Annotated in this window: 21 protein-coding genes and 3 rRNA genes; 11 read left to right on the forward strand and 13 right to left on the reverse strand. The window is 44.6% G+C overall.

The features are described 5' to 3' along the window. Window positions 1–229 precede the first annotated feature (229 nt). From K0I62_RS18825 to K0I62_RS18840, 4 genes are all read left to right on the forward strand, one after another. Window positions 230–1,885, forward strand: coding sequence for an FAD-dependent oxidoreductase (locus K0I62_RS18825; protein ID WP_220069533.1), 1,656 nt, complete (start codon window positions 230–232; stop codon window positions 1,883–1,885). A gap of 76 nt (window positions 1,886–1,961) precedes the next feature. Then, entirely contained in the window at window positions 1,962–2,312 is a 351-nt protein-coding gene (locus K0I62_RS18830; protein ID WP_220069534.1) for a cytochrome c3 family protein, read from the forward strand. Between the two features lie 72 nt (window positions 2,313–2,384). Then, window positions 2,385–3,590, forward strand: a complete 1,206-nt coding sequence (locus K0I62_RS18835; protein WP_220069535.1) for a DcaP family trimeric outer membrane transporter — start codon at window positions 2,385–2,387, stop codon at window positions 3,588–3,590. 420 nt (window positions 3,591–4,010) lie between these two features. Beyond that, window positions 4,011–5,633, forward strand: a complete 1,623-nt coding sequence (locus K0I62_RS18840) for a sigma-54-dependent Fis family transcriptional regulator (RefSeq protein ID WP_220069536.1) — start codon at window positions 4,011–4,013, stop codon at window positions 5,631–5,633. A 61-nt stretch (window positions 5,634–5,694) separates the two neighbouring features. Here K0I62_RS18840 and K0I62_RS18845 read toward each other — a convergent pair. The 6 genes from K0I62_RS18845 to K0I62_RS18870 all read right to left on the reverse strand — a co-directional run bounded on the left by K0I62_RS18845 (window position 5,695) and on the right by K0I62_RS18870 (window position 10,679). Continuing rightward, window positions 5,695–6,845 (reverse strand): IS3 family transposase gene (locus tag K0I62_RS18845; RefSeq protein WP_220068250.1). Its coding sequence is split into 2 segments (ribosomal slippage): window positions 5,695–6,608 and window positions 6,608–6,845, totalling 1,152 coding nucleotides; the frame shifts between segments, so codons are not numbered across the junction. A 51-nt stretch (window positions 6,846–6,896) separates the two neighbouring features. After that, window positions 6,897–7,133 carry a transposase gene (locus tag K0I62_RS18850; protein WP_258405050.1) on the reverse strand — a complete coding sequence of 79 codons (237 nt, stop codon included), beginning with the start codon at window positions 7,131–7,133 and terminating at the stop codon, window positions 6,897–6,899. A gap of 122 nt (window positions 7,134–7,255) precedes the next feature. Next, window positions 7,256–8,440 carry a BaiN/RdsA family NAD(P)/FAD-dependent oxidoreductase gene (locus tag K0I62_RS18855; protein WP_220069537.1) on the reverse strand — a complete coding sequence of 395 codons (1,185 nt, stop codon included), beginning with the start codon at window positions 8,438–8,440 and terminating at the stop codon, window positions 7,256–7,258. 76 nt (window positions 8,441–8,516) lie between these two features. Then, a complete protein-coding gene (gpsA, locus tag K0I62_RS18860; protein WP_220069538.1) occupies window positions 8,517–9,539 on the reverse strand; it encodes an NAD(P)H-dependent glycerol-3-phosphate dehydrogenase in 1,023 nt (340 codons plus the stop codon). 6 nt (window positions 9,540–9,545) lie between these two features. Beyond that, window positions 9,546–10,037 carry a protein-export chaperone SecB gene (secB, locus tag K0I62_RS18865; RefSeq protein WP_220069539.1) on the reverse strand — a complete coding sequence of 164 codons (492 nt, stop codon included), beginning with the start codon at window positions 10,035–10,037 and terminating at the stop codon, window positions 9,546–9,548. A 207-nt stretch (window positions 10,038–10,244) separates the two neighbouring features. After that, window positions 10,245–10,679: a rhodanese-like domain-containing protein gene (locus K0I62_RS18870; protein WP_220069540.1), complete on the reverse strand. Its 435-nt coding sequence runs from the start codon at window positions 10,677–10,679 to the stop codon at window positions 10,245–10,247. Between the two features lie 239 nt (window positions 10,680–10,918). Here K0I62_RS18870 and gpmM point away from each other — a divergent pair, with 239 nt between their 5' ends. The 4 genes from gpmM to K0I62_RS18890 are packed head-to-tail and all read left to right on the forward strand — an operon-like array spanning window position 10,919 to window position 15,622. Continuing rightward, window positions 10,919–12,463 (forward strand): 2,3-bisphosphoglycerate-independent phosphoglycerate mutase, encoded by a 1,545-nt coding sequence (gpmM, locus tag K0I62_RS18875; RefSeq protein WP_220069541.1) that lies wholly within the window; start codon window positions 10,919–10,921, stop codon window positions 12,461–12,463. 58 nt (window positions 12,464–12,521) lie between these two features. Further along, window positions 12,522–13,607 (forward strand): murein hydrolase activator EnvC family protein, encoded by a 1,086-nt coding sequence (locus K0I62_RS18880; protein WP_220071463.1) that lies wholly within the window; start codon window positions 12,522–12,524, stop codon window positions 13,605–13,607. A 34-nt stretch (window positions 13,608–13,641) separates the two neighbouring features. Further along, complete coding sequence (locus K0I62_RS18885; RefSeq protein ID WP_220069542.1) at window positions 13,642–14,847, forward strand: S41 family peptidase; 1,206 nt, start codon at window positions 13,642–13,644, stop codon at window positions 14,845–14,847. A 16-nt stretch (window positions 14,848–14,863) separates the two neighbouring features. Then, window positions 14,864–15,622, forward strand: coding sequence for a divergent polysaccharide deacetylase family protein (locus K0I62_RS18890; protein WP_220069543.1), 759 nt, complete (start codon window positions 14,864–14,866; stop codon window positions 15,620–15,622). Between the two features lie 13 nt (window positions 15,623–15,635). Here K0I62_RS18890 and K0I62_RS18895 read toward each other — a convergent pair whose 3' ends face one another. The 7 genes from K0I62_RS18895 to ccoG form a co-directional block, all read right to left on the reverse strand. After that, entirely contained in the window at window positions 15,636–16,088 is a 453-nt protein-coding gene (locus K0I62_RS18895) for an Rrf2 family transcriptional regulator (RefSeq protein WP_220069544.1), read from the reverse strand. 10 nt (window positions 16,089–16,098) lie between these two features. Next, window positions 16,099–16,353, reverse strand: a complete 255-nt coding sequence (locus tag K0I62_RS18900; RefSeq protein ID WP_220071464.1) for a YkgJ family cysteine cluster protein — start codon at window positions 16,351–16,353, stop codon at window positions 16,099–16,101. 277 nt (window positions 16,354–16,630) lie between these two features. Further along, window positions 16,631–17,603, reverse strand: a protein-coding gene (locus tag K0I62_RS18905) for an IS630 family transposase (protein WP_220071465.1) whose coding sequence is annotated in 2 segments (ribosomal slippage) — window positions 16,631–17,209 and window positions 17,211–17,603 — 972 coding nt in all. Because the reading frame shifts where the segments join, the coding sequence is not laid out codon by codon here. Between the two features lie 174 nt (window positions 17,604–17,777). Next, window positions 17,778–17,893, reverse strand: a 5S ribosomal RNA gene (rrf, locus tag K0I62_RS18910). Between the two features lie 103 nt (window positions 17,894–17,996). Next, window positions 17,997–20,890: ribosomal RNA gene (locus tag K0I62_RS18915) — 23S ribosomal RNA — on the reverse strand. A 369-nt stretch (window positions 20,891–21,259) separates the two neighbouring features. Continuing rightward, window positions 21,260–22,802, reverse strand: a 16S ribosomal RNA gene (locus K0I62_RS18920). Together the 16S, 23S and 5S rRNA genes form the textbook arrangement of a ribosomal RNA operon. 646 nt (window positions 22,803–23,448) lie before the next feature. Continuing rightward, window positions 23,449–24,876, reverse strand: coding sequence for a cytochrome c oxidase accessory protein CcoG (gene ccoG, locus K0I62_RS18925; RefSeq protein ID WP_220069545.1), 1,428 nt, complete (start codon window positions 24,874–24,876; stop codon window positions 23,449–23,451). Window positions 24,877–24,965: 89 nt separating this feature from the next. Between ccoG and K0I62_RS18930 the strand changes: the two genes are divergently transcribed. The 3 genes from K0I62_RS18930 to K0I62_RS18940 all read left to right on the forward strand — a co-directional run bounded on the left by K0I62_RS18930 (window position 24,966) and on the right by K0I62_RS18940 (window position 26,701). Further along, window positions 24,966–25,319 (forward strand): hypothetical protein, encoded by a 354-nt coding sequence (locus tag K0I62_RS18930; protein ID WP_220069546.1) that lies wholly within the window; start codon window positions 24,966–24,968, stop codon window positions 25,317–25,319. A 129-nt stretch (window positions 25,320–25,448) separates the two neighbouring features. Then, window positions 25,449–26,351, forward strand: coding sequence for a 1,4-dihydroxy-2-naphthoyl-CoA synthase (locus K0I62_RS18935; RefSeq protein WP_220069547.1), 903 nt, complete (start codon window positions 25,449–25,451; stop codon window positions 26,349–26,351). A 149-nt stretch (window positions 26,352–26,500) separates the two neighbouring features. After that, window positions 26,501–26,701 carry a DUF2061 domain-containing protein gene (locus tag K0I62_RS18940; protein WP_220071466.1) on the forward strand — a complete coding sequence of 67 codons (201 nt, stop codon included), beginning with the start codon at window positions 26,501–26,503 and terminating at the stop codon, window positions 26,699–26,701. Window positions 26,702–26,705: the final 4 nt, after the last annotated feature.

Genomic DNA, 26,705 nt, shown 5'->3' on the forward strand with positions numbered 1-26,705 from the left:
ATACCTCCTGCACTTAGGCAAATCAAATGAGCAAGTTGCTCATGATAAAGGTTATGGGTTACTCCGCTTGAAAATAATGACATTGATCACAGGTAACTAAAGGTCAGTGTCTGGGATAAACGAAATTTAGAGCTGTTAGTTAAAGCTAAGTATCGAGCTCTCATACCGCTAAATTTTCAAGTGCTGTTAACCCTCCTTATCATTGTGTGTGCAAATAGGAGTAATAATAATGAGTAAAGAAATTAAAGAGTTAGATCCGTATACAAGTAATGTTCTTAAAAATGGTATCTCTCGAAGAAGCTTTTTAACCCGTGCCGCTATGGGTACTGGTGGTTTAGCCCTTGCGGGTTTGACAGGTTCTGCTAGCGCTGCCCCTGCTTCTGCTCAAGAGTACGCTCACATTGGTAACGCCTCTTTAGAGTTTATGCCTAAGCCTAAGCCTATTTCTGATGCAGAAATCGCTTCAACACAAACCTTCGATGTAGTTGTCGTTGGTGCGGGTGCTTCAGGTGTTCCTGCTGCACTGTCGGCCAGAGAAAATGGTGCTAGCGTTGCTGTACTGCAAAAACAAGCTATCGTGGTTTCTCAAGGTAACACCGGCTCTGGTATTGACGTTAAAAAGAGTGATAAAGCGGGTATTGAAGCGCTAGTTCACCGCTTAATGGCGGATAATGCTCACCGTAGCCACCCAGAATTGATCAGAAGCTGGGCTTATAACTCAGGTGAAGCGGTATCTTGGGTACTTGACCGTGCTAACAAAGGCGGTGCCAAAGGCGTTGACCAAGGTACGAAAGCACAACATGGCATCCACGGTATTACAGAGTACCCACTAAACTTCGTCACTTCATTTTTCGGGCCTAAGCCATACACCGCTGGTGACGCTATGCGTTCTCTAGCGAAAACCGCTGAAAAAGCCGGTGTTAAGTTCTTCTTCAACACCCCAGCTCAACAGTTGATCCAAGATGAAACTGGCAAAGTTATCGGTGTTATCGCGAAAAACCGTGATGGTAAGTACCACAAGTTCATGGCGAAAAAAGGCGTGATCCTTTCAGCTGGTGACTACCAAAACAACAAAGCGATGTGTGACTTCTTTATCCCTGACTTAAAGAACTTCGAACGCAAGCAAATGGATCGTACTGGTGACGGTTTCGCTATGGCGTACTGGGCTGGCGGTGTTATCGAGCCTGCTGGTCACACTAAGATGCTTCACGACTTCGACGCAGGTCCAGCAGCAATGTGTGATATGCCATTCCTTGCGGTTAACGGTAAAGGTGAGCGCTTCGTTAACGAACAGGTAGAAATGTCATTAATGAACAACTACCTACGTGATGAAGTTAACCAAGGTCGCTACAACCAAATCTTCGACTCTAACTACATGGAACAGTCAAAAGGCTGGCCAGGACGCGCTTACACGCCTGAACAGTTAAAGAACTACATGCCAGAAGTCAAAGGCGAGAAGAAAGGCGTTTACCCATCTCAAGTGAATACTTTTGTCGCTGACACTCTGGAAGAGCTGGCAGAGAAACTAGGTTGTGATCCTAAGACTTTCGTTAAAAACGTTAAGCGTTACAACGAGCTATGCAAAGCAGGTAAAGATGACGACTTCGGTAAAGCGCCAAGCAAAATGGCTCCTGTACTGAAAGCACCTTTCTACGGTATTCACCGTCGCATGCGTATTTCAGCTATCACTTCTGGTGTACTGGTTGATGCAAATCACCAAGCACTTGACGCAGATGGCAAGCCAATCGGCGGCCTATTCATCGTCGGTAACATGGGCGGTGGATTCTACGGTGGGGTTGATTACCCACTTACTGTATACGGTCTATCACTAGGTCGTTGCTACACCTTCGGTTACCTGGCAGGTAAATACGTTGCGAAATTGTAGGCCATAAGGTCATCAATGCTGGGTGCCAGCCCAAGCAGGCATTCAATAAAACGAATTTAATAATGGAAATAAGACAATGAAGAAGTTAACCATCGTACTATCTCTTGTGCTAAGCGTCTTCGCAGGTAATGCGCTAGCAGCCAAAAGCAGTCCTTTACTTGACGAAACACATGCTAAAGCTGGCATCAAATGCGCTAGCTGTCACGGTAAAGCTGAAGTTCGTGAGGCTGTGACAATGAACAAGTGTGTTCAGTGCCACAACACGACAAAGTTAGCGAAAAAAACTAAAAACGTTCTACCGACTAACCCACACAAAAACCGTCACTTTGATACTGAGTTAGATTGTGCTTCATGCCACAACGTTCATGAGAAATCACAAAACTACTGTGGTAGCTGCCACTTACGTTTCGACTTTATCGTTCCTTAAAATAAATAAAGCATTGATTTTTTTGAATAATAACTCTTCCTACATTAAAAGTAGGGCTTAAAGGATAAGATGATGAACAAGTTAAAAACTCACATGACAAAAATTGCCTGCGTTTGCGCTTTACCAATGCTATTTGCGGCAAATAATGCTAGCGCTTTTGATTTTGATGTTGAGGGAACCAAAGTGTCCATTGGCGGCTACGCTAAACTTATGTTGACGTATGACACAGATGGTACGATTAACGCACCATATAACGGTGATCTTTATAATGCTTACGGTACGCCTCTTGATGGCAGTAAATATGCGGATAGTACTGATCTCGATATGACTGCGAGAGAAAGTCGCTTATTTGTTAAAACAAGCACAGAAACAGAATACGGTACTTTGTCTTCTCACATTGAAGGTGACTTCTTTGCAGATATCGACTCAGATAGTCCAACTTGGTCTAACAGCCATGGATTCCGCATTCGTCATGCTTACATGAAACTACAAAATGGTAAAAATACCATGCTAGCTGGTCAAACATGGACAAACTTCATGGACTTTGCCAGCTCACTACCACCAATGGATTTCGGCTCTGATCCAGGAAATAGTTTCGTTCGTCAAGCACAAGTAAAATACCAACATGATTTTCGTCCAGGACATAACATTTCTGTCAGCTTAGAAAATCCAACTTTAGGTATGTGTTCTGCAGGCCCTGTTGCTCATTTGACCGATTGTGGTTCTGAAACTCAAGATAAAGTGCCAGATATGGTCGTAAAATACTTTTACGCAAACCAAACTGTGACATTTGCACCTAGAGTATTACTGCGTCGCTTTGAAATCGATGGGCAATCTGCATTTGGTTACGCATTAGCTGCCAGTGGTAGCGCGAAGTTTGGTGATGGTCATAAGGCTGTACTTGGCGTGATGTATGGTGATGGTATTGGACGTTACGCTGCGCTAGGATTTAATGCTGGCGCAGGCCTCGATATGAACGGTCAAATCGACACTTTGAAATTCAAGAGTATCACAGGCGGTTTCTCTTTTGCGCTAACGAAGAAGATCGATTGGACAATCGGAGCGGGTTATTCTGAGCAAGATGATGAAGGCTTTGAGAATGGCGTTCTTACTGGTAGAGCCAATAAAGAAGCTTTCTCTTGGCACACTAACCTCTATTGGAACCTCACCAAAGATTTACAATACGCGGTGGGTGTCACTATGGGCGATGTTGAAGTCATGGATGGCAGAGAAGGTGATATGACACGCTTCCAAAGTTACATACGTTATAGCTTCTAACTAAACGAAGTTTTGTATTGTTGATATGGCCTTTTAAACATTTGAGTTAATGGTTAACTCATTTGATTAATCTTGGCGTTATGACCTAATCCCTGCAAGAGGAAGAACATATTGATGTTTTTCTACAAGGTCTAAACATACGTTATGCTTTAATTGAATGATTAATTGGCTATATCAACTTTGCAATAATGAGCTCTACACATAAAAAAGACACCTAGGTGTCTTTTTTTATATGTTTATTTTTTAAAGCACCTGACCCACAACACCACCTAAGAAATTGTTTTTGCTATAAAGTTTATGCTTTCTCTATGCTGATGTAGCAAAAGCTGTTATGTGAAGCGTTTCCCATCTTTAAAATCAACAGAATGTTACAATTATCTTATATATTGTAATTATCTCATTGTGAGAAACATAGCTTTTATGAATACCTCTCAGCTCGATCTCAGAGAACTACTAGCGTTTAAACCCAAAGGGGGGATGATGTCCTTTCTGGGGATGCGAGTACAATTTTCAGATCAGCTGTCACATGGAGTTTATCGCTCAGAATTAATCGATAGTTTAGGTAGCGATACCGCTCGGGCTATTTTAACTCGGACTGGTTTTGCTAGAGGTTGGTTACTGGCCAAACAACTAAAACAACACTGCCCAGAAGCGTGGTCTGAAGCAAAAGAAGGACGCCTAGGCCCTCGTATCAGTGCAATGTTAGGGTACGGGGAAATAATAAGCTCAGTTAGAACCGATGGGCTAAATGGTAAACCTTTGGTTGACTGTCATTTTGTAGGGACTTTTGAAGCTGAATTGCAGTTACGGTTTCGTGGGGTTTCTGTTGAAGAAGCGTGTTGGGAAAAGTCAGGGGTAGCCAGTGGCTTTGTCTCTTATGTTCAAGGAAGAACGGTGTATTTTATTGAACATGAGTGTCAGGCACAAGGGCATCCATATTGTCATTTTATCGGTCGCTACGTAGAGGAGTGGAGTGAAGAATTCTCTTCCTACCTGTCATATTTTCGCGGAATTAGTGGTAAAGATGTTGATGCAAACACAAGTGGAGCCACTAATGACTTTCCTGGTTTAATCCCTCGATTTGAAAGTCCCTGCACTTATACTCGAGTGGGTGAGCAACCGATATCTTCAAGTGATTTGATGTTAGAGGTTATAGGACTTGCGCAGCGTGTGAGTTCAGTGGCGACATCTGTGCTTGTTTCTGGTGAAAGTGGCTCTGGGAAGGAAGTTTTGGTGCGCTACATTCATAATTTATCGCCCCGAAAAGAACAGCCTTTTGTTGCGATTAACTGTGGTGCTTTAACTGATTCTGTTATCGAGGGCGAGCTATTCGGTTACGTTAAAGGCGCCTTTACTGGCGCAGATGTCGATAAGGTTGGCTTGATAGAAAGTGCAAATGGAGGCACTCTTTTTCTTGATGAAGTAGGAGAATTACCTCTAACAACCCAGGTGAAACTGCTACGGGTTATTCAAGAGAGGGAGGTCAGAAGAATAGGTGACACAAAAACGTGCCCTGTAGATTTACGCATCATATCTGCGACAAACGTCGATCTTATCGAAGCTGTTAAAAAGGGAAAGTTTCGGCAAGATCTTTATTATCGCTTGAACATTATTGAAATTAACCTTCCCCCTTTGCGTCATCGAACTGAGGACATTCTACCTATTTGTCGGCATTATCTGGCTCATTTTAGTCATTTATTTGGCCGAGAAATTGTAGGCCTTAGTATTGAAACGGTAGATCTATTACTTAATTATTCTTGGCCAGGTAATGTCAGGGAGCTTGTTAATGCTATAGAGCATGCGGTGGTATTAGGTAAAGAATCACAAATCACTCCTGCCGATTTACCTACTGCGATTCAAAAGAGTGCTGAGCATGCGCAAGAGAATAGCAAGATGGGGAGTCTAGAAGATGTGGAGCGATCTCATATTGCAGCAGTGCTTCATAACGTAGGTCATAATAAAACTGCCGCGGCAAAGCTATTAAAAATAAGTACAGCGACTCTATATCGTAAGCTAAAACTTTATCATTTAGAGTGTGAATAGTTGTTCGAAAAAAGAATGTTTACTTATTTTCCGCTATAACCAGTGGTAAGCCCCTAATTTCTTAGACACTTAACTGTTTCTCAAAGTACTGTTTTTCGAACTGCACAGGAGACAGTCCATTATTACTACCATGACGACGCACAGGATTATAGAAATATTCGATATAGTTAAATATTTCTGAGCGAGCTTCATCTCTGTTTTTATAGATTTTTCTCTTAACTCTATCTTTCTTCAGCAACGAGAAAAAGCTTTCCGCGACAGCATTATCATGACAGTTTCCTCGTCGACTCATACTGGCTTCTAAATTGTGCTCTTTTAAGAAGCTACGCCAATCAGAACAGGTATATTGCACTCCTTGGTCAGAATGTATCAAAACCTTACATTTCGGTGAACGTCGCCAAATGGCCATTAATAGTGCATCAATTACCAAGTCAGCTTTAGGTGTATTCTTCATCGTCCAACCCACGACTTGACGAGAAAAAAGGTCAATAACAACTGTTAAATATAGCCAGCCCTCATGCGTACGGATATAGGTAAAGTCGGTCACCCAAACCTTGTTGGGTTCTGCGACATCAAAGCCACGATTTAACGTATTTGGTGCCGTGTGGCTAATATTCCCACCTCCAAAGCTTGGATTGCGTTTGTAACCTCGAATGGCCTTTATTTGGGCTTCCTTCATTATTCGATAAACACGATTTTTCCCGACGCTTTCGCCATCGTCTTTTAAATCTAAAGTCAGGTTTCGATAACCGTAGACACAACCGCTCTCTAGCCAAAATTGCTTAATTTTGCCCAGAAGTCGCTTATCTTCAATGGTACGCTTACTACAGGGCTGCTTTAGCCAAGCATAAAAACCACTACGATGAACATTGAGCACTCGGCACAGTACGGCTATGGGATATTGGTCGAGTCGAGACTTTATGAACGTGTACTTTTCTTTGACTCGCTTGCAAAGTACACGGCGGCCTCCTTTAGTATATTTCGCTCTTCCGTGACTCGCCGAAGCTCTGCTTTCAGTTTACGAATTTCGTCTTGCTGATTATCAATGGTGATGTGTTGCTTCTCTGGTTTATCGAACTTGTTAATCCAGTTATGCAAGCTTTTAGTTGTGATACCTAACCTTTCTGCCACATCAGCGATTTTATAACCACGTTCAGTGACTTGTTTGACGGCTTCAATTTTGAACTCATCAGGATAACGTTTTCCGCGCATGTAACACCTCATATTTTTGGTTCATTATAACTCTATGAAGTGTCTATTGTTCTAGGGGCTTACCAGATCACAAAATTCTGCTAAATAGAAAAAGCATGATTCTTGCTCTGATAATGTGTGGTGAACTCGGTTAGATTTAAGTCCATCAATCTTACCGCTATTTCCTGCAGAATTAACATCTTGTACACGCAACCAAGGCGTGTAATCATCAGCTTCACCTAAGCCAAACTTATTCTTCAGTGCTCGCTGATAATCTTTCAGCGTAACTAGCTTCCTAAACCGTCCCAAGTTAATTCACTCCATAGTATTTGGTTAAGTGAATTATAGCTTAGTGTACAAACTTTATTGCTCCAATATCGCCTTGTGTACAAACTTTATTTCTTATGTACAAACTTTATTGTGCCAAAACACTAAACCGCCTGCCCCACAGCTACGCCAGATGCCCAAGCCCACTGGAAATTGAATCCACCGAGCCAACCGCTGACATCCATTACTTCACCCGCAAAAAACAACCCTGGCACCTTCTTGCTTTGCATATCTTTAGACGATAATTCATCAGTATCGACGCCACCTAACGTCACTTCTGCGGTGCGATAACCTTCAGTACCATTCATCAATAACTGCCAGTGATGAAGATCCTTCACTATTTGATCTAGCTGAGCATGCACCAATTGATTTAGCGCCATGTTAAGTAAAGACTCCTCGAATAACACTTCGACTAAGCGCTTTGGCAGCCACTGGCTTAAGGTATTACGTAAACTTTGTTTAGGATGCTGCTCGAGCGCCTGTGCTAGTGCTTGTTCTGCGTCCATATTGGGTAATAGGTTTATCGAAATAGTCTCACCCGCTTGCCAATAGTTAGAGATTTGCAGAACTGCGGGGCCAGAGAGACCTCTATGTGTAAACAGTAAGGCTTCGCTGAATTGGGTACCATCTTTCGCCGTAATCGTACTGGGAACGGCAATACCTGATAATGACTCAAACTTTTGTTTTTGTTCACTATGCCAAGTAAAAGGCACCAGACCGGCGTAGGTAGGTAATAGACTTAACCCAAATTGTTCGGCGAGTTGATAGCCAAACGGTGTCGCACCCAATTTGGGCATAGATAAGCCACCTGTAGCCACAACCAAAGATTGGCAACGGTATTGTCCTTTAGATGTTTCCAATACAAATAAGCCGGAATCATCCTTAGCGACAGAGGTGATTTCCGTTCTGAGCTGAATTTTAGCGCCAGCCCACTCACATTCTGTCAGTAGCATGGTGACTATCTCTTTGGCTGAGTCATTGCAAAACAACTGGCCGTGATCACGCTGATGATATTCAATGCCATGGCGCTCGACCAACTCGATAAAGTCGAGAGAGGAGTAGCGCGCGAGCGCCGATTTAACAAAATGAGGATTACGGCAGATAAAATTACTGGGCTCTACTTTTTGATTGGTAAAGTTACATCGCCCACCACCGCTGATAAGGATTTTACGCCCTGCTTGCTTAGCGTTATCTAACACCAACACATCACGACCTCGATATCCTGCGGTTGCTGCACACATTAGACCCGCTGCGCCGGCTCCGATAATGATCACGTCATGATGTTCCACTGAAATCGCCTTCTTCTTACATACAAAAAGGGCGCTATTTTAGCACCCTTTTTATGATTCACATAAACCGATCAAGCTATGAGTCGCTATCGGAAGTCTCTGACTTTTTCTCTCTAGCTAACAGTGCTTTAGCGGCGTCATGGGGGTTTCCACCTTGATATAGCACGCGATAAACTTGCTCTGTGATAGGCATTTCAACACCTAAACGCTTAGCTAAGGTATAAACCTCTTTGGTATTACGGTAGCCTTCGACCACCTGACCAATTTCAGCTTGAGCAGTATCAACATCTTTACCTTGACCTAACGCTAAACCAAAGCGACGGTTTCGAGATTGGTTATCGGTACAAGTCAGTACCAAGTCGCCAAGACCTGCCATCCCCATAAAGGTTGAGGCTTGTGCTCCGATAGCCTCACCAAGACGAGTTAACTCAACCAGTCCACGAGTGATCAATGCGGTACGCGCATTGGACCCAAAACCAATACCATCAGACATACCAGCGCTAATAGCGATAACATTTTTAACCGCACCACCAAGCTGTAAGCCAGTAAAATCATCATTTGCATAGACACGTAAACGACTAGGACTGTGAAGTAACTCGACTAATTCTTTGGTAAAAGTCTCATCGGTACCCGCTACCGAAATAGCTGTTGGCATACCCGCAGCGAGTTCTTTAGCAAAAGTAGGCCCAGACAGAACCGCCAGAGGGTATTGGTCACCTAAAACTTCGCGTGCTACCTCTTGTAGTAAACGCCCGGTTTCAGGTTCTAACCCTTTAGTTGCCCAAACAATACGAGCATCTTTGCGGAGCAATGGCTTAGCTTGCTCGAGAACAAGTCCAAAAACATGGCTTGGCACGACAACTAACACATTGTTAGATGCGGCTAATGCGGTTGCCAAATCAGCTTCAGGAATAAGTAAGTCAGGTAGTGCAATACCGGGCAAAAATGCTTGGTTACATCGATCCCGCTTGAGGTTTTCGATATGTTCAGGCTCGTGGCCCCAAAGCAATGTTTTATGACCGTTACTGGCTAAAGAAATAGCAAGGGCGGTGCCATAAGAGCCCGCCCCCAGTACCGTGATATCGGCAGTGTTGTTCATGCGTAATTAAGCGTTCGCTTCTTCAGCAGTTTCTGGTGCTGCTTCAGCGGCAGCTTGGCGCTGTTGAACATACTGTGCAAATAGCGCGTCAAAATTAACTGGTGCTAGGTTTAGCTGTGGGAAAGTACCACGAGCAACTAAGCTACCAACGGCTTCACGAGCATATGGGAAAAGCACGTTAGGGCAATATGCACCTAAAGAGTGAGCAAGTTGCTGCTCAGTTAGACCGCTGATAGCGAAGATACCAGCTTGTTGAACTTCACATAGGAATGCAGTTTCTTCACCGTTTTTAGCTGTAACAGTAAGAGAAAGCACAACTTCAAATACGTCGTCAGCCAATTTAGCGCTACGAGTATCTAGATCTAGCTTAACTTCTGGGTTCCACTCTTTTTGGAACACAGCTGGGCTGTTTGGTGTTTCGAAAGAGATGTCTTTAGTATAAACACGTTGAATGTTGAACTGTGGACCCTGTTGTTCGTTGTTTGCTACTTCAGCCATAATATCCTACCTAATCAATTTTGTTTGATTCCCCAAAATAGAGGAATAATCTTTAGGGCTTTTGTTACTCGAGTCCTAAACAAGACCTCAGCCACCATCCCAGCTTTAGTTTTTCCTAAAGAACTACCAGGTAGCTCCTTAAGTCATTTTTTAAAGAGATGACACTCTAATCAAAGTTGCTTATTAAAAGCAAACATTGCGTGGGGTTTATCGCTTATTCTTAGCAACAGGTAAATTACTTTGTTGCCATTCGCTCATCCCACCCTTGAGATTGTGAACAGATTCAAAACCCGCCTTAACCATCAACTGAGCTGCCTGCGCCGACGTCATTCCAGCATTGCATACCATTATAATGGGACTCGCTTTAAAGTTTTCAAGGGCAGATGTCTGATTATTTTTAATTTCTGATAACGGAATGTTAAGCGCGTCAACAATATGCCCTTTTTTAAACTCTTCTTTTGAGCGAACATCAACAACTTTGGCGTCTTGCTTGTTAATTAACAACGTCGCTTGTTGATGATCCACGGTTTTGACTTTTGAGATACTCGACTTAAATACACTCACTAAAAGAGCGACAAGTAAACCAATCCAAGCAAGGCTAAGCATTGGGTTGGCTTTTAAAAATTCGATATATTCTTGCATTATTTACGGCCTACTTCTGTAGCTTGAGATACTGTCAGGGCAGAGAGTATACCCTATCGTCGCGGCATATTGCAGCAAGTTGTTGGTGAAGCTTGACCTCTATCGTTAGCCCGAAATTCCAATTTGTGACCGAATCGATGACCGCTATCTATGTAAATCGCTTTTTGATCTAGGTGGTCCGTAGTAATATTTAACCAATTTCAGATTCTAATCTTTCTATTAAACTTAAAGGTACCACCATGACGACACGCAAACGCCCTTTGGCTCTGCTGATCCTCGATGGCTGGGGTTACCGTGAAAATACCCACAACAATGCGGTATATCACGCCAACACCCCAGTACTGGATCGACTCAACCAAGAATATCCAAACAGTCTTATTTCAGGCTCAGGCCTTGATGTAGGTTTACCCGATGGCCAAATGGGTAATTCAGAAGTAGGTCATATCAATATCGGCTCAGGCCGTGTGGTTTATCAGGAGCTCACTCGCATAGGTAAGGCTATCGATGACGGCGAGTTTGATACTAACCCAGCACTCACCGAAGCCGTAGACAAAGCCATTGCGGCTAATGGTGCTGTACACATCATGGGGCTACTTTCCCCTGGTGGAGTACATAGCCATGAAGATCACATCGAAGCTATGTGTAAGATGGCAGTGAAGCGCGGTGCTAAAAACGTGTACCTGCATGCCTTCCTCGATGGCCGCGATACGCCACCACGCAGTGCAAAATCTAGCTTAGCTCACTTCAGTGAGCTATTTAAAGAGTTAGGTACCGGACGCGTTGCCTCACTTATCGGTCGCTACTATGCGATGGATAGGGATAACCGCTGGGATCGCGTTTCACAAACCTATGAACTGATCACCGAAGGTAAATCACAGCATCAATACACTGATGCAGTTGAAGCACTTGAAGCGGCTTACGAGCGTGACGAAAACGATGAATTCGTTGCGAGTTCGGCGATCACTGACGCGGCAGGCCAAGTCGCTACGCTTAATGATAACGACAGCCTGATCTTCATGAATTTCCGTGCCGATCGCGCCCGTCAGATCACTCGTAGCTTTGTAAACCCTGACTTCGATGGTTTTGAGCGTGCGGTAACGCCTAAGATTAACTTTGTCATGCTGACAGAATATGCAGGTGATATTAATGCTGCTATCGCTTACCCATCGGTAGACTTGGTTAATACCTTAGGTGAAGTACTGCAAAATGCAGGCAAGACACAGCTGCGGATCTCTGAAACAGAGAAATACGCTCACGTGACATTCTTCTTTAATGGCGGCAAAGAGGAGCCATTTGAGGGTGAAGATAGGATTCTTATCCAATCACCTAAAGTGGCTACTTATGACCTGCAACCAGAAATGAGCTCTGCAGAATTAACCGACAAACTCGTCGAAGCCATTGAGTCAACTAAGTATGACGTCATCATCTGTAACTACCCTAACGGCGATATGGTTGGTCATACTGGTAACTTCGACGCGGCAGTTAAAGCCTGTGAAGCCGTTGATGCCTGTATCGGTCGAGTTGTAGAGGCGCTTGCTAAGGTTGATGGTGAATGTTTAATCACCGCTGACCATGGTAACGCCGAGCAGATGACTGACGAGCAAACAGGTCAGGCTCATACCGCTCACACCAGTGAATTAGTACCGTTAATCTATGTTGGTCGTAAAGGCGAAATCGCCGACAACGGAAGATTAAGTGATTTGGCGCCAACCATGTTAACCTTGATGGAGCAAAGCGTTCCTGCAGAAATGACAGGGCGTTCAATCATTAAACTAAGCGAGTAACGATTCATTGCTTAAACGATTCGGTTTTTATAAAGCCAGCATTTTTGCTGGCTTTATCATGCTTTCCCTTACTGCTCAGGCTTCAGATCTGAAGCAGCGCCAATCCGAACTCGAAGCAATACAAAAGCAGATCAGTAACCAGCAATCGACCCTTAAAGACACCAGTCAGCAACATGAAAAGCTAATCAAGTTACTGAAAAAGGATGAACAAGCGATTGCTGCAGCGGCTAAAAAAGTCAATGACACTAAGGCTGCGCTTAATCAAACAGATAAAAAACTAGCTGAACTTGAGTCTCGCAAAACGCAGCTCGACAAACTGAAGAAAAACCAGCAAAAAACCTTAGCAAACCAGCTTGCAAGTGCCTATTTGGCTGGAAATCATGATTATACCAAGATGTTACTCAACCAGCAGAGTCCGGCAACCATTGAGCGTTTACTCGCTTATTATCAGTATCTTAACGATGCCCGCATGGCCTCTATCAAAGAGCTACAGCAAACCATTACCGAATTAAATAGCATTGAGACTGCCCAAAAAGAGCAAAGAAACAGACTCAACAAGCTGGTACTTGATCAAGAACAACAAGCGAAATCACTAACCCAAGAACAAGCACAACGGCAACAAACCCTAGCCCAATTACAACGGACTCTGAACTCACACGGTGCAAAACTTGAACAGCTGCAAATAGAAGAAGCCAGCTTAAAGCGCGTCGTCGAACAAGCCCTCAATGCCATGAAAGATAACCCTGCAATGGAGGGGTTGTCGAGTAAACAAAAACTAAACTGGCCGACAAAAGGCCGTATTCGTTCAGGTTTTGGCAGCAAGCGATCTGGTGAAGTGAAATGGAAGGGAGTGATCCTTTCGGCGCCAGAAGGGCAATCAGTTAATGCTATCGCCGATGGTAAAGTCATTTATGCCGATTGGCTTCGAGGATTCGGTATGGTGATGGTCGTAGACCATGGCAAGGGTTACATGAGCCTATATGGCCACGCACAAACATTACTGAAAAACGCAGGTGACGCAGTGCTCAAAGGTGAAACCGTCGCACTGGTCGGACGCTCAGGTGGACAAATAGAACCTGGCCTATACTTTGAAGTAAGGCATAAGGGGCAAGCGGTCGATCCTGCGAGGTACTGTAGGCGATAAAACCAACGCAACCCCTTTAAATAAGGGGTTGTACATGGCTAAATTCATCCGTTATATCGTTTGCGTAGCATTTGGTTTAACCCTAGGTTTGTCGATAACCTTATCCGGACAAGAAAATGCACAGCAATCATCCTCAAAGCCAAACTATCCGCTATTAATCGATATAATAAGCACTGTAGAAACCTACTATGTCGATAAAATCTCGCAACAAGAGTTAATCGAAGCTGCAATTGAAGGGATATTCAGTAAGCTAGACCCCTATTCAAACTTTCTCGATAAAGATGCCTTTTCCGATCTACGAAATGCCAATAGTGGGGAGTACTTTGGCTTTGGTATAGAGATAGCAACGCTTGATGACAAGGTCACTATAATCAGTCCGTTCCCACACTCACCAGCTGCCGTCGCAGGTATATTACCAGGTGACAGAATAATTAAAGTTAATAATGAGAACGTGAGCGCCAAGCACTTAGATAACGTTTTAAAACAGATTAGGTTCCACAGCCAACATAATCTTGCTATCAACTTATCCCTCAGCAGAAGTAATTCTGACGCCATTTTTGATGTCACATTAAAACCCACAGTGATCAATGTACATTCGCTGACAACTGAACTACTAAGTGATGGTATTGGTTATGTGAAGCTATCAAGTTTTCAAGACGACTCCACAGAAGACCTCATAAAACAACTTAACCAGTGGCAAAATAAGCCACTCACAGGAATTATCCTCGATCTTCGTAACAATCCAGGTGGATTGCTAGACCAAGCCGTCAAAATAGCCGATCTATTCCTCGCCAAAGGGCGAATAGTTTCCACACGCGGTCGTTTTTTCGATGCTAACTCCGACTACTTTGCATCACCACAAAATATGTTTTCAAAACTCCCCATTATCGTGTTGATCAACAAAGGCTCCGCTTCTGCGTCCGAAGTACTTGCCGCAGCGTTGCAAGAAAATAAACGTGCAATATTGATTGGTGAAAAGAGCTTCGGAAAAGGCACGGTGCAAAGCATCATTCCAACGCTAATAGATGGGAATGCAATCAAACTCACAATTGCACATTACACCACTCCAAAAGGAAGAGATATTCACTCAGTAGGAATAGAACCAGATATAAATATCACAACAGACGCTATTAACAATAACCAAAGTATGCCTATAATCGACGAACTGTCGCCCCGTGATAATTTAGCTCAAGATAAGTTCGTAAAATCGGCTATTACATGGATAAAAACAAAAACTTAATTAAAATTAGAATATAGTGCGCTTATTACTTTTACTAGCATTAATCTGTATTGTTAACCCAACAAAAGCGGCCCAAGTCGCCATCATCATCGATGATATCGGCTATCGTCAAACCGACACGGCAGTCTTGTCGTTGCCCAGCGCCATCACATTATCAGTATTGCCACATACACCTCTAGGAAAAGAGATTGCTCAATTAGCAAACGACAGTGGCTATGAGATCATGTTACACCTGCCGATGCAGGCGCTAAACGGTAAGAAACAAGGCCCTGGCGGATTAACCAATCAAATGGATGAGCAAGAGTTTAAACAAACAGTCGCCAACGCGCTCGAAAGCATACCCAATGTAAAAGGCGTTAATAATCACATGGGAAGCTTGCTTACACAGATGGGCGAACAGATGATGTGGTTGATGGAAAGTCTAAAACAGCGAGATAGCTACTTCGTCGATAGCGTGACAACTCGATACACAAAGGCTGGAGAGATGGCCAATAAACTTGGCATCCCAAAGCTAAAACGACAAATATTTCTTGATAATGATGTCAGTGAAGCTGCACTTGAGCGCCAATTTCAACAAGTCATTCAACAGGCAAATAATGAAGGGCAGGTAGTTGTGATAGCACATCCCTATCCAGAAACCATTCATTTCTTACAAAAGAATTTGGGGCGATTACAACAGCAGGGCCTCACATTAGTCAAAACATCTCAATTACTGCCATACCGATTAGCCCAAAAGGACCCAAAGATAGCGGGCAGTAAAACGCATCGACAATAAACTAATGGCTTTGTTAGATCTCCAAAACAGGAATAGATAGATCAGGTAGCAAAGCCTTTAGTTGCTCACGGTTACTTACCACATCAGCCAAAGTGTAGCGATCTAAAACAGCAAGGTATGCATCTACCGCTTCTGCTAGCATCCCTTTCAATTGGCATGACGGTGTAAAACGGCAATAAGGCTTAGTACAATCGATAGGCGCCAAGGAGTTTTCCAAGGTTCGAACTAGCTGACCAATATTTATTTGTTCAGCAGGTTTGCCCAATCTAAAACCACCACTCTTTCCACGAACAGTCCGCAGATATCCCTCTTTTCCTAAATGATGAACAATTTTCGATACATGATTAGGCGAAAGATCAAATACCTCTGTAATTTCAGCGATTCTAAACAGTGTTTCTCTTTCTGGCGATAGGGCTAAATACATTAAAGTACGGATGCCAAAATCTGTATAACGAGTTAACTGCATATTTTACCTTCTAAGATTTTGTCGCTGCTTCTAACGAAGTGATAAGCCAAAGAGCTTCTTCATTGGTGCTACCACACACATCTTCTGTAGCGACAAAGCGACCACATAGATCAGGCCTCTCCGGCTGACCAAAAATTTTACAGAGATTATTATCATCTAATTGAATACAACGAACACCAGCCGGTTTACCATTAGGCATACCAGGTATAGGGCTAGTGATCGAAGGCGCAATACAACAGGCACCACATCCAAGACGACAGTTCATAGCCAACATTATACCTCTATTTACGTAGCATGTTACCCATTAAGATCACAGCCTCAATCCGAGATCTCATAAAGCTTAGGCCCACCTAATAGTAAAAGAGATAAAAACCGAGATTTCTTTATATCGCAAGATAAACAAAGAGTCTCACCACCCCAGTTGCTTAAGCCCCTTATTCAGTCCTCAAATAGATGGCTGTTGCTGCGAGCTATGGTGCAAGGCACACAAATGTACCGTATCCAGGCTCAGCGACATATAGGAGGCGTCATACCATTCCATCTTAATACTTAGTCATTATTGCCCACTCTCTACGACATAAAGACATCACTCTTTTCGTATCGCTAATGAAGTTGTTCCAAGCATCAGAGCAGGTTGCAACGATATCATCGTATCCTTGAAAGCTGCGATTAGCTAAATGATGCTGCCGTAACCAACTCCATACTTGCTCTATCGGATTTAGTTCAGGGGAGTATGGCGGTAATTTGATGATGCTAAGGTTGTTAAACTCATCTGCGAGATCTGCTGTATGCCAACCTGCACCATCCATGACAACAACGGCATGCCTACCTGGTTTTGTCCTTTGTGCTATCAGTGATAGATGCTGACGCATGACGTCTTTGCTTAGGTAAGGAACGATCATCGCTTCAGTATCGCCTGTTTGCGGACAAACAGCGCCAAAGAAATGCGCATATTCGAACTGTTGCTGGCGTATAGCGCGAGGACGAGTGCCTTTTCTTGCCCATAAACGTGTGGTCGTGTTTTGCTGCCCGAAGCGGGCCTCATCTTGAAACCAGATATCAACTCGCTCAAGCGCCACACTACCAGGGATGTTAAGGATCGTTTCCAGTTGGAACTTTTTTAAAAGCCTCTTGGACTTCTATTGATTGCTTAGGATGTTTTGAACGACTCGTTATCCAACTAAAACCTAATTGTTCCAGTAATTTGTAAATCGCGTTTGGATGGTAATCAACATTAAAGTGATATTTGACATATTTTAGGATCGCATCACCTGTCAGTCTTCCACCTGAATCACTCGAGCATTGTTCCTCTATGTAGGCACTGAGTTGCTGCTTTTGACTTGAGGTTAAGTAGCTATCACGTCCCTTATTTTTCTTAGCATCCAACCCTTTGATACCGTTGGCAAGATACTTAGCTACCCAAGCGTTGACGCTAGCGCGGGCAACTTTGAGCCTCAAGGCGACATCAGTACGATTATTTCCCTCGAGGAAGAGAGCGACGGCAAGTAATCGCATACGTTTACGAGGTTCTTTTTCTGCTCTAGATAAAGCTAAAAGCTCTTCGGCACTATAAGTTTTCAAATTGGAATACGGGTTAAGGTTGGTGCGTATATTAGATCACACATCATTACTAATTGGTATAAATGCAAAAAAGCCCGCTACATCGTAGCGGGCTCTCTCGTATTAGGCGCCTGGAAATGACCTACTCTCACATGGGGAGACCCCACACTACCATCGGCGCGATTGCGTTTCACTTCTGAGTTCGGGATGGGATCAGGTGGTGCCACAATGCTATGGTTTCCAGACAAAATTGGAAATTTGAAAAGCTGTTTAAAATTGAGTCACACTAAATCAAGTGCGGTATTCTTTCGCTAAGTATTCACTTAGTTAGAAACCCTTTTGGGTTGTATGGTTAAGCCTCACGGGTCATTAGTACAAGTTAGCTCAACGCCTCACAACGCTTACACACCTTGCCTATCAACGTAGTAGTCTCCTACGGCCCTTTAGAGAGCTTAAAGCTCTAGGGATGACTCATCTTAGGGCTCGCTTCCCGCTTAGATGCTTTCAGCGGTTATCGATTCCGAACGTAGCTACCGGGCAATGCCATTGGCATGACAACCCGAACACCAGCGGTTCGTCCACTCCGGTCCTCTCGTACTAGGAGCAGCTCCCTTCAATCATCCAACGCCCACGGCAGATAGGGACCGAACTGTCTCACGACGTTCTGAACCCAGCTCGCGTACCACTTTAAATGGCGAACAGCCATACCCTTGGGACCGACTTCAGCCCCAGGATGTGATGAGCCGACATCGAGGTGCCAAACACCGCCGTCGATATGAACTCTTGGGCGGTATCAGCCTGTTATCCCCGGAGTACCTTTTATCCGTTGAGCGATGGCCCTTCCATTCAGAACCACCGGATCACTATGACCTACTTTCGTACCTGCTCGACGTGTATGTCTCGCAGTTAAGCTGGCTTATGCCATTGCACTAACCGTACGATGTCCGACCGTACTTAGCCAACCTTCGTGCTCCTCCGTTACTCTTTGGGAGGAGACCGCCCCAGTCAAACTACCCACCAGGCACTGTCCTCAACCCCGATTCAGGGGCCAGAGTTAGAACATCAACACTACAAGGGTGGTATTTCAAGGTTGACTCCACAAGAACTGGCGTTCCTGCTTCTAAGTCTCCCACCTATCCTACACATGTAGGGTCAATGTTCAGTGCCAAGCTATAGTAAAGGTTCACGGGGTCTTTCCGTCTAGCCGCGGGTATACGGCATCTTCACCGCAATTTCAACTTCACTGAGTCTCGGCTGGAGACAGCGTGGCCATCATTACGCCATTCGTGCAGGTCGGAACTTACCCGACAAGGAATTTCGCTACCTTAGGACCGTTATAGTTACGGCCGCCGTTTACCGGGGCTTCGATCATGAGCTTCTCCGAAGATAACCCAATCAATTAACCTTCCGGCACCGGGCAGGCGTCACACCGTATACTTCCTCTTGCGAGTTTGCACAGTGCTGTGTTTTTGATAAACAGTTGCAGCCACCTGGTATCTGCGACTCCCGTCAGCTTAGAGAGCAAGTCTCATCACCAACAGGAGCGTACCTTCTCCCGAAGTTACGGTACCATTTTGCCTAGTTCCTTCAGCCGAGTTCTCTCAAGCGCCTTGGTATTCTCTACCCAACCACCTGTGTCGGTTTGGGGTACGATTCCTGCTAACCTGAAGCTTAGAAGATTTTCCTGGAAGCATGGCATCAACTACTTCAGTTCCGTAGAACCTCGTCATCAACTCTCAGTGTATGTGCACCCGGATTTGCCTAAGTGCACCACCTACTGCCTTAAACGCGGACAACCAACGCCGCGCTAGCCTAGCCTTCTCCGTCTCTCCATCGCAGTTAGCAGAAGTACAGGAATATTAACCTGTTTCCCATCGACTACGCCTTTCGGCCTCGCCTTAGGGGTCGACTCACCCTGCCCTGATTAACATTGGACAGGAACCCTTGGTCTTTCGGCGTGGGGGTTTTTCACCCCCATTATCGTTACTCATGTCAGCATTCGCACTTCTGATACCTCCAGCGTGGGTTACCCCTTCACCTTCAACGGCTTACAGAACGCTCCTCTACCGCACTAGCGCAAGCGCTAGTACCCATAGCTTCGGTGTATTGCTTAGCCCCGTTAAATCTTCCGCGCAGGCCGACTCGACTAGTGAGCTATTACGCTTTCTTTAAATGATGGCTGCTTCTAAGCCAACATCCTAGCTGTCTAAGCCTTCCCACATCGTTTCCCACTTAGCAATAACTTTGGGACCTTAGCTGATGGTCTGGGTTGTTTCCCTTTTCACGACGGACGTTAGCACCCGCCGTGTGTCTCCCGAGTAGTACTCATTGGTATTCGGAGTTTGCAAAGGGTTGGTAAGTCGGGATGACCCCCTAGCCTTAACAGTGCTCTACCCCCAATGGTATTCGCTCGAGGCGCTACCTAAATAGCTTTCGAGGAGAACCAGATATCTCCCGGTTTGATTGGCCTTTCACCCCCAGCCACAAGTCATCACCGCATTTTTCAACATACGTGTGTTCGGTCCTCCAGTTGATGTTACTCAACCTTCAACCTGCCCATGGCTAGATCACCGGGTTTCGGGTCTACACCTTGCAACTAAACGCGCAGTTAACACTCGGTTTCCCTACGGCTCCGCTATTCGCTTAACCTCGCTACAAAATGTAAGTCGCTGACCCATTATACAAAAGGTACGCAGTCACGGTCTCAAGAACCGCTCCCACTGCTTGTACGTATACGGTTTCAGGTTCTATTTCACTCCCCTCACAGGGGTTCTTTTCGCCTTTCCCTCACGGTACTGGTTCACTATCGGTCAGTCAGGAGTATTTAGCCTTGGAGGATGGTCCCCCCATGTTCAGACAAGATGTCACGTGTCCCGTCCTACTCGTTTTCACGTAAAGTTAGTTTTCATGTACGGGGCTATCACCCTGTGCCGCTGTGCTTTCCAACACATTCCACTAACACCCTCTACGCTTAAGGGCTAATCCCCGTTCGCTCGCCGCTACTAGGGGAATCTCGGTTGATTTCTTTTCCTGAGGGTACTTAGATGTTTCAGTTCCCCTCGTTCGCCTCATTAAGCTATGTATTCACTTAATGATGACAGCTTATGCTGCCGGGTTTCCCCATTCGGACATCGTTAGCTCAAATGCTTGTTACTAGCTCGCCAACGCTTTTCGCAAGTTACTACGTCCTTCATCGCCTCTGACTGCCAAGGCATCCACCGTATACGCTTAGTCACTTAACCATACAACCCAAATGAGTTTCATAAACTAATGTCTACAAATCACATCCTATCCAAGCGGGTAAGCTCGGACGTTGTATCGTAACTAATGGTGTTTACTTTCGCCAAAAGAATACTCATGAATCATCATCCTAATTAAAGGTAATGATTCGGCACTTGATTTAAGTGTTTGAGAACTCAATTTTAATTTTCGCGTCAATGCTACAAACCATAACCACCTACAATGTAAGTAATTACAGTCCCTTTCACATCAACACTATCAGCTTTCCAAATTTTTAAAGAACAAGCATCGCCGTTAAGACGTGCCACCTGCTCTAACAAGAACAAGTTATCTGTGTGAACACTCAACAAACATTAAGTTAGTCGTATAGGTAAGGAGGTGATCCAGCCCCAGGTTCCCCTAGGGCTACCTTGTTACGACTTCACCCCAGTCATGAACCACACCGTGGTAAACGCCCTCCCGAAGGTTAAGCTATCTACTTCTGGTGCAGCCCACTCCCATGGTGTGACGGGCGGTGTGTACAAGGCCCGGGAACGTATTCACCGTGGCATTCTGATCCACGATTACTAGCGATTCCGACTTCATGGAGTCGAGTTGCAGACTCCAATCCGGACTACGACAAGCTTTGTGAGATTAGCTCCACCTCGCGGCTTTGCAACCCTCTGTACTTGCCATTGTAGCACGTGTGTAGCCCTACTCGTAAGGGCCATGATGACTTGACGTCGTCCCCACCTTCCTCCGGTTTATCACCGGCAGTCTCCCTAAAGTTCCCACCATTACGTGCTGGCAAATAAGGATAAGGGTTGCGCTCGTTGCGGGACTTAACCCAACATTTCACAACACGAGCTGACGACAGCCATGCAGCACCTGTCTCACAGTTCCCGAAGGCACTAAGGTATCTCTACCAAATTCTGTGGATGTCAAGAGTAGGTAAGGTTCTTCGCGTTGCATCGAATTAAACCACATGCTCCACCGCTTGTGCGGGCCCCCGTCAATTCATTTGAGTTTTAACCTTGCGGCCGTACTCCCCAGGCGGTCTACTTAATGCGTTAGCTTGAGAACCCAGTGTTCAAGACACCAAATTCCGAGTAGACATCGTTTACGGCGTGGACTACCAGGGTATCTAATCCTGTTTGCTCCCCACGCTTTCGTACATGAGCGTCAGTCTTTGTCCAGGGGGCCGCCTTCGCCACCGGTATTCCTTCAGATCTCTACGCATTTCACCGCTACACCTGAAATTCTACCCCCCTCTACAAGACTCTAGTCTGCCAGTTCGAAATGCAGTTCCCAGGTTGAGCCCGGGGCTTTCACATCTCGCTTAACAAACCGCCTGCGTACGCTTTACGCCCAGTAATTCCGATTAACGCTTGGACCCCTCGTATTACCGCGGCTGCTGGCACGAAGTTAGCCGGTCCTTCTTCTGCGAGTAACGTCACACCTAAACGCTATTAACGCTTAAGCTTTCCTCCTCGCTGAAAGTGCTTTACAACCCGAAGGCCTTCTTCACACACGCGGCATGGCTGCATCAGGCTTGCGCCCATTGTGCAATATTCCCCACTGCTGCCTCCCGTAGGAGTCTGGGCCGTGTCTCAGTCCCAGTGTGGCTGATCATCCTCTCAGAACAGCTAGGGATCGTCGCCTTGGTGAGCCATTACCTCACCAACTAGCTAATCCCACCTAGGTACATCCAATCGCAGAAGGCCCGAAGGTCCCCTCTTTTCCCCCGTAGGGCGTATGCGGTATTAGCAGTCGTTTCCAACTGTTATCCCCCTCGACTGGGCAGTTCCCTAGGCATTACTCACCCGTCCGCCGCTCGTCAGCAAATTAGCAAGCTAATTCCTGTTACCGCTCGACTTGCATGTGTTAGGCCTGCCGCCAGCGTTCAATCTGAGCCATGATCAAACTCTTCAATTAAAGTTTTGTTGAAGCATAAGCTTCGGCTCAATGAATTCTGATTCCACATTAAAGACTCGGAAGAATCTCTAACATGTTGTACATATTGCTATGAACACTCATCTTACATTGAGTAAAATTTTTGATTGCTTTACATCCGAAGACAGAAAAGCAATTTCGAATAACTCAACACCTGTGAGTGTCCACACAGATTTCTTGTTTCATCTTGTTAAAGAGCGTGGCTAATATGACGTTTTAACGCGTTCATTTAGCCGCCGTTGACGCTAGGTCGTTGGCTTAGGGATGCGTATTCTACACTTCCCGTTGTTGGCGTCAAGTGCTAATTTTAAGAAGTTTTCCAAGCGATGATTTGTTAAACAGTCATCATCATTTGAAGCCCTTAAAAGCGCTATCACCGAATTCAAATCGCTTACGCTTTTTGAATCCCTAACATCGCTGCAAGTCCCATACAATCTAGCTTGTCGCTAACTCGTTGGCCTGCTGTGCCGTGTCAGTGGATGCGCATTATAGGGAGTTCTCGGATGGGCGCAAGCGCTTTTTAAAAGAAAGTGACACATTTCTGTTTAACAGTGCATTTATCAAACGATACGTATAAAAAAGGGGCTAAACAGCCCCTTTTACTACTGATATACAGCAATATTGTTTGTTATCGGCTAAAGAAACGTGACTCTTGCCTTGCTTCTAACTCTGTACCATCGACTATCGTCCTCACTTTAAAATCGACTTTAGTCATTGGACGCGACAACTCAACAGGATCGACCGCAACACTAATAGGTAGAGTTAATACTTCACCCCCATCAATTGTGACCTTTTGAAGCCCATACCATGTGTAATTAGGTAGTCCTTCAACACTAAGTTGGTATTCATGTTTAGCTTCAGTCTTATTTAGGATCTTTAAGGTAAAGGTATTCTCTATCATCCCTTGATCATTTTCTCTAAAGAGTTGGTTTCGATCTCGTATGATATCAACCCGCACTGGCGCAATGGTGGCACTCGCGTATACAAAGATAATAATCATTACCGCTAGTACCGCACCGTAACCTACGAGTTTAGGTCTAAGAACTTTTTCCTTTATACCTTCGAGCTTATTCTCGGTTGTATAGGAAATTAATCCCTTTTGATAACCCATACGCTCCATCGTGTTATCACAAGCATCGATGCATGAACCACAGTTAATACACTCATATTGCAAACCATTACGAATATCTATTCCTGTAGGACACACCTGAACACACAGATCACAATCAATGCAATCGCCTAATCCCATCTCTTTAGGATCGGCTTTACGCGAACGCGGTCCGCGAACTTCACCGCGCTTAGCGTCATAACCAACGATAAAGGTGTTCTTATCAAACATGGCTGATTGGAAACGAGCATAGGGACACATATGAAGACACATTATTTCACGCATCCACCCAGCATTACCGTATGTTGCTATTGTGAATAGAGCCACCCAAAAATAGATGCCACCAGAGGCGTTACCACTAAATACTTCTATATAGACTTCACTTGTGGGGACGAAATAGGAGACAAATGTCATTGCGGTTAATAATGACACCAATAACCAGCAGAGATGCTTTGCCGCCTTTCTCCAAAATTTATTAAAACTCCATGGCATCTGATCGAGTTTGATTCGCTTGTTGCGAGCACCTTCAAACTTTTCCTCAAACCAAATAAAGATAAAAGTCCATACGGTTTGCGGACAGGTATAACCACACCAAACACGACCAAGATAGGTAGTAACGAAAAACAACCCAAACGCAGCTATCATTAATAGCGCAGCAAGTAGGGTCAAATCCTGTGGCCAAATAGTTAAACCAAAGATATGAAATTTCTGTTCACCGAGGTTAAACCATACCGCCTGCCTATTTCCCCAAGGAATCCAAGGCAAAAGAAGGAAAAATAGCATTGCTATCCAGCCTAAGCGGCGACGGATCTGAGTCCAAAATCCTTCTATAGCTCTTACATAAATACGATTGCGGGGGTTAAAGCGGTCAGACTTATTCACATCAGGCTGGTGAATTTTGATCCGTTCGGCCTTCGAATAGTCCTTTTTATTTGATTCTGTGTTCATATTTAACAGCCTTACAGCTTTAATATTCCATGAAAACTGGCTTATTATACATTTTCTATTACAAATTGTTCACCATGGTTGGATAAATAATGAGAGGCTGGATTATTTTAGGAGCAGGTGTAGGGTTACTCTATTACCTCGCGACCGAAACAGATAAGCTCGACGAGCCTATGGCTCAAACAGATGCATTAATGACCAAAATTGAGCGAAAACTCGACTCGATGACAGGGACTAAGCTCATCAAAGCCGATAACCATATCTCTCAATTAAAAACAGAGATAGCCAAGCGAATGACTAAAGCAGAACTAGCGGCTTTAGATGGTATCTTAGAATCAAAACACACAGTATTAGAATTTAAGGATGAGTATTGTGGTGATAATTCCACCCGCTTTACTCTGTTGAGTAAAGATAACCAAATATTTATCTGTGATAAATTGAGATAATCCCATCATTTGGAATATGAAAACTTCGCACTGAGCACGGTTTTCATCTCCAAGATTGACCTATACCACTTAGAAGCCTAGCCTTGACCAATTCGTCTTAATTGAAAATGCAGACATAGAGTAATGAACATGACAGATAACGTTTCTGATATTTTCGATCCTAATCTTTGGGATCGAGTCAGCGGATTTGAATTTGAAGATATCACCTATCATAGAGCAAAAGATCAAGGCACGGTGCGTATTGCCATCAATAGACCCGATTGCCTTAATTCATTTCGTCCCAAAACCGTCGATGAACTTTATATAGCATTAGATCATGCACGGCAATGGTCTGATGTCGGTTGTGTATTAATAACCGGAAATGGGCCCTCGGCTAAAGGACAATATTCGTTTTGTGCCGGTGGAGACCAGCGTATTCGCGGTAAAGATGGCTATAAATATGAAGGGAATGAGCAAGGCAAACCAGACGTTGCCCGTATGGGACGCTTACATATATTAGAGGTGCAACGTCTTATCCGTTTTATGCCTAAAGTCGTCATCGCCGTTGTCCCTGGCTGGGCTGTCGGTGGCGGTCATAGCTTGCACGTCGTATGCGATTTAACCTTAGCATCAAAGGAACACGCTATATTCAAGCAGACCGATCCCGATGTCGGCAGTTTCGATTCAGGTTACGGCAGTGCTTACCTTGCAAAAATGGTTGGTCAGAAACGCGCTCGGGAAATATTCTTTTTAGGTTTTAACTACAGCGCCGATGAAGCGTTTGATATGGGCATGGTTAATCGCTCAATTCCTCACGCTGAACTTGAAACCGAAGCATTGAGTTGGGCCAAAGAGATCAACTCTAAATCGCCAACAGCCATGCGCATGCTTAAATACGGCTTTAACCTGCCCGATGATGGACTAGTGGGTCAACAACTGTTTGCCGGTGAGGCCACTCGCTTAGCTTATGGCACAGATGAAGCTGTTGAGGGCCGCGATGCCTTTTTAGAAAAACGAGACCAAGATTTTTCTAAGTTTCCTTGGCACTATTAATATCTGATCATTAAGCATCAATATTAATGATCGATATAAGCCATTAGCCCGCTGAGTGCTAGTGGCTTTTTTACTTAACAAGCAAGCCACCGAACTGTAACCCTCGCCTTAAAATAATAACGATGATTAGTTAAGGCGAGGCCGAACACATCATTAAAACTCTCGCGTTGGCGAGATTGCATTTTAGTGTCGCATTTAGCATCACTTACCGACTGACAGCTAGCATCATCATAAGTGGTACCCTTGCCTTAGTTGAATCTGCAGTGAACACCTTAGTGTTTTATTGCCATGATAAGGCTTGGAATAATGATGAGCATAAGAAAGAAAACCGCCAAGCGGCGGCTCCATAATAGA

This window comes from Shewanella psychrotolerans (assembly GCF_019457595.1).
GTDB lineage: Bacteria > Pseudomonadota > Gammaproteobacteria > Enterobacterales > Shewanellaceae > Shewanella > Shewanella psychrotolerans.

Coding starts and splice junctions, on each gene's coding strand:
- K0I62_RS18825 (WP_220069533.1), top strand. CDS start 230: ATGAGTAAAGAAATTAAAGAGTTAGATCCGTATACAAGTAATGTTCTT.
- K0I62_RS18830 (WP_220069534.1), top strand. CDS start 1,962: ATGAAGAAGTTAACCATCGTACTATCTCTTGTGCTAAGCGTCTTCGCA.
- K0I62_RS18835 (WP_220069535.1), top strand. CDS start 2,385: ATGAACAAGTTAAAAACTCACATGACAAAAATTGCCTGCGTTTGCGCT.
- K0I62_RS18840 (WP_220069536.1), top strand. CDS start 4,011: ATGAATACCTCTCAGCTCGATCTCAGAGAACTACTAGCGTTTAAACCC.
- gpsA (WP_220069538.1), bottom strand. CDS start 9,539: ATGAACAACACTGCCGATATCACGGTACTGGGGGCGGGCTCTTATGGC.
- secB (WP_220069539.1), bottom strand. CDS start 10,037: ATGGCTGAAGTAGCAAACAACGAACAACAGGGTCCACAGTTCAACATT.
- K0I62_RS18870 (WP_220069540.1), bottom strand. CDS start 10,679: ATGCAAGAATATATCGAATTTTTAAAAGCCAACCCAATGCTTAGCCTT.
- gpmM (WP_220069541.1), top strand. CDS start 10,919: ATGACGACACGCAAACGCCCTTTGGCTCTGCTGATCCTCGATGGCTGG.
- K0I62_RS18880 (WP_220071463.1), top strand. CDS start 12,522: ATGCTTTCCCTTACTGCTCAGGCTTCAGATCTGAAGCAGCGCCAATCC.
- K0I62_RS18885 (WP_220069542.1), top strand. CDS start 13,642: ATGGCTAAATTCATCCGTTATATCGTTTGCGTAGCATTTGGTTTAACC.
- K0I62_RS18895 (WP_220069544.1), bottom strand. CDS start 16,088: ATGCAGTTAACTCGTTATACAGATTTTGGCATCCGTACTTTAATGTAT.
- K0I62_RS18900 (WP_220071464.1), bottom strand. CDS start 16,353: ATGAACTGTCGTCTTGGATGTGGTGCCTGTTGTATTGCGCCTTCGATC.
- ccoG (WP_220069545.1), bottom strand. CDS start 24,876: ATGAACACAGAATCAAATAAAAAGGACTATTCGAAGGCCGAACGGATC.
- K0I62_RS18930 (WP_220069546.1), top strand. CDS start 24,966: ATGAGAGGCTGGATTATTTTAGGAGCAGGTGTAGGGTTACTCTATTAC.
- K0I62_RS18935 (WP_220069547.1), top strand. CDS start 25,449: ATGACAGATAACGTTTCTGATATTTTCGATCCTAATCTTTGGGATCGA.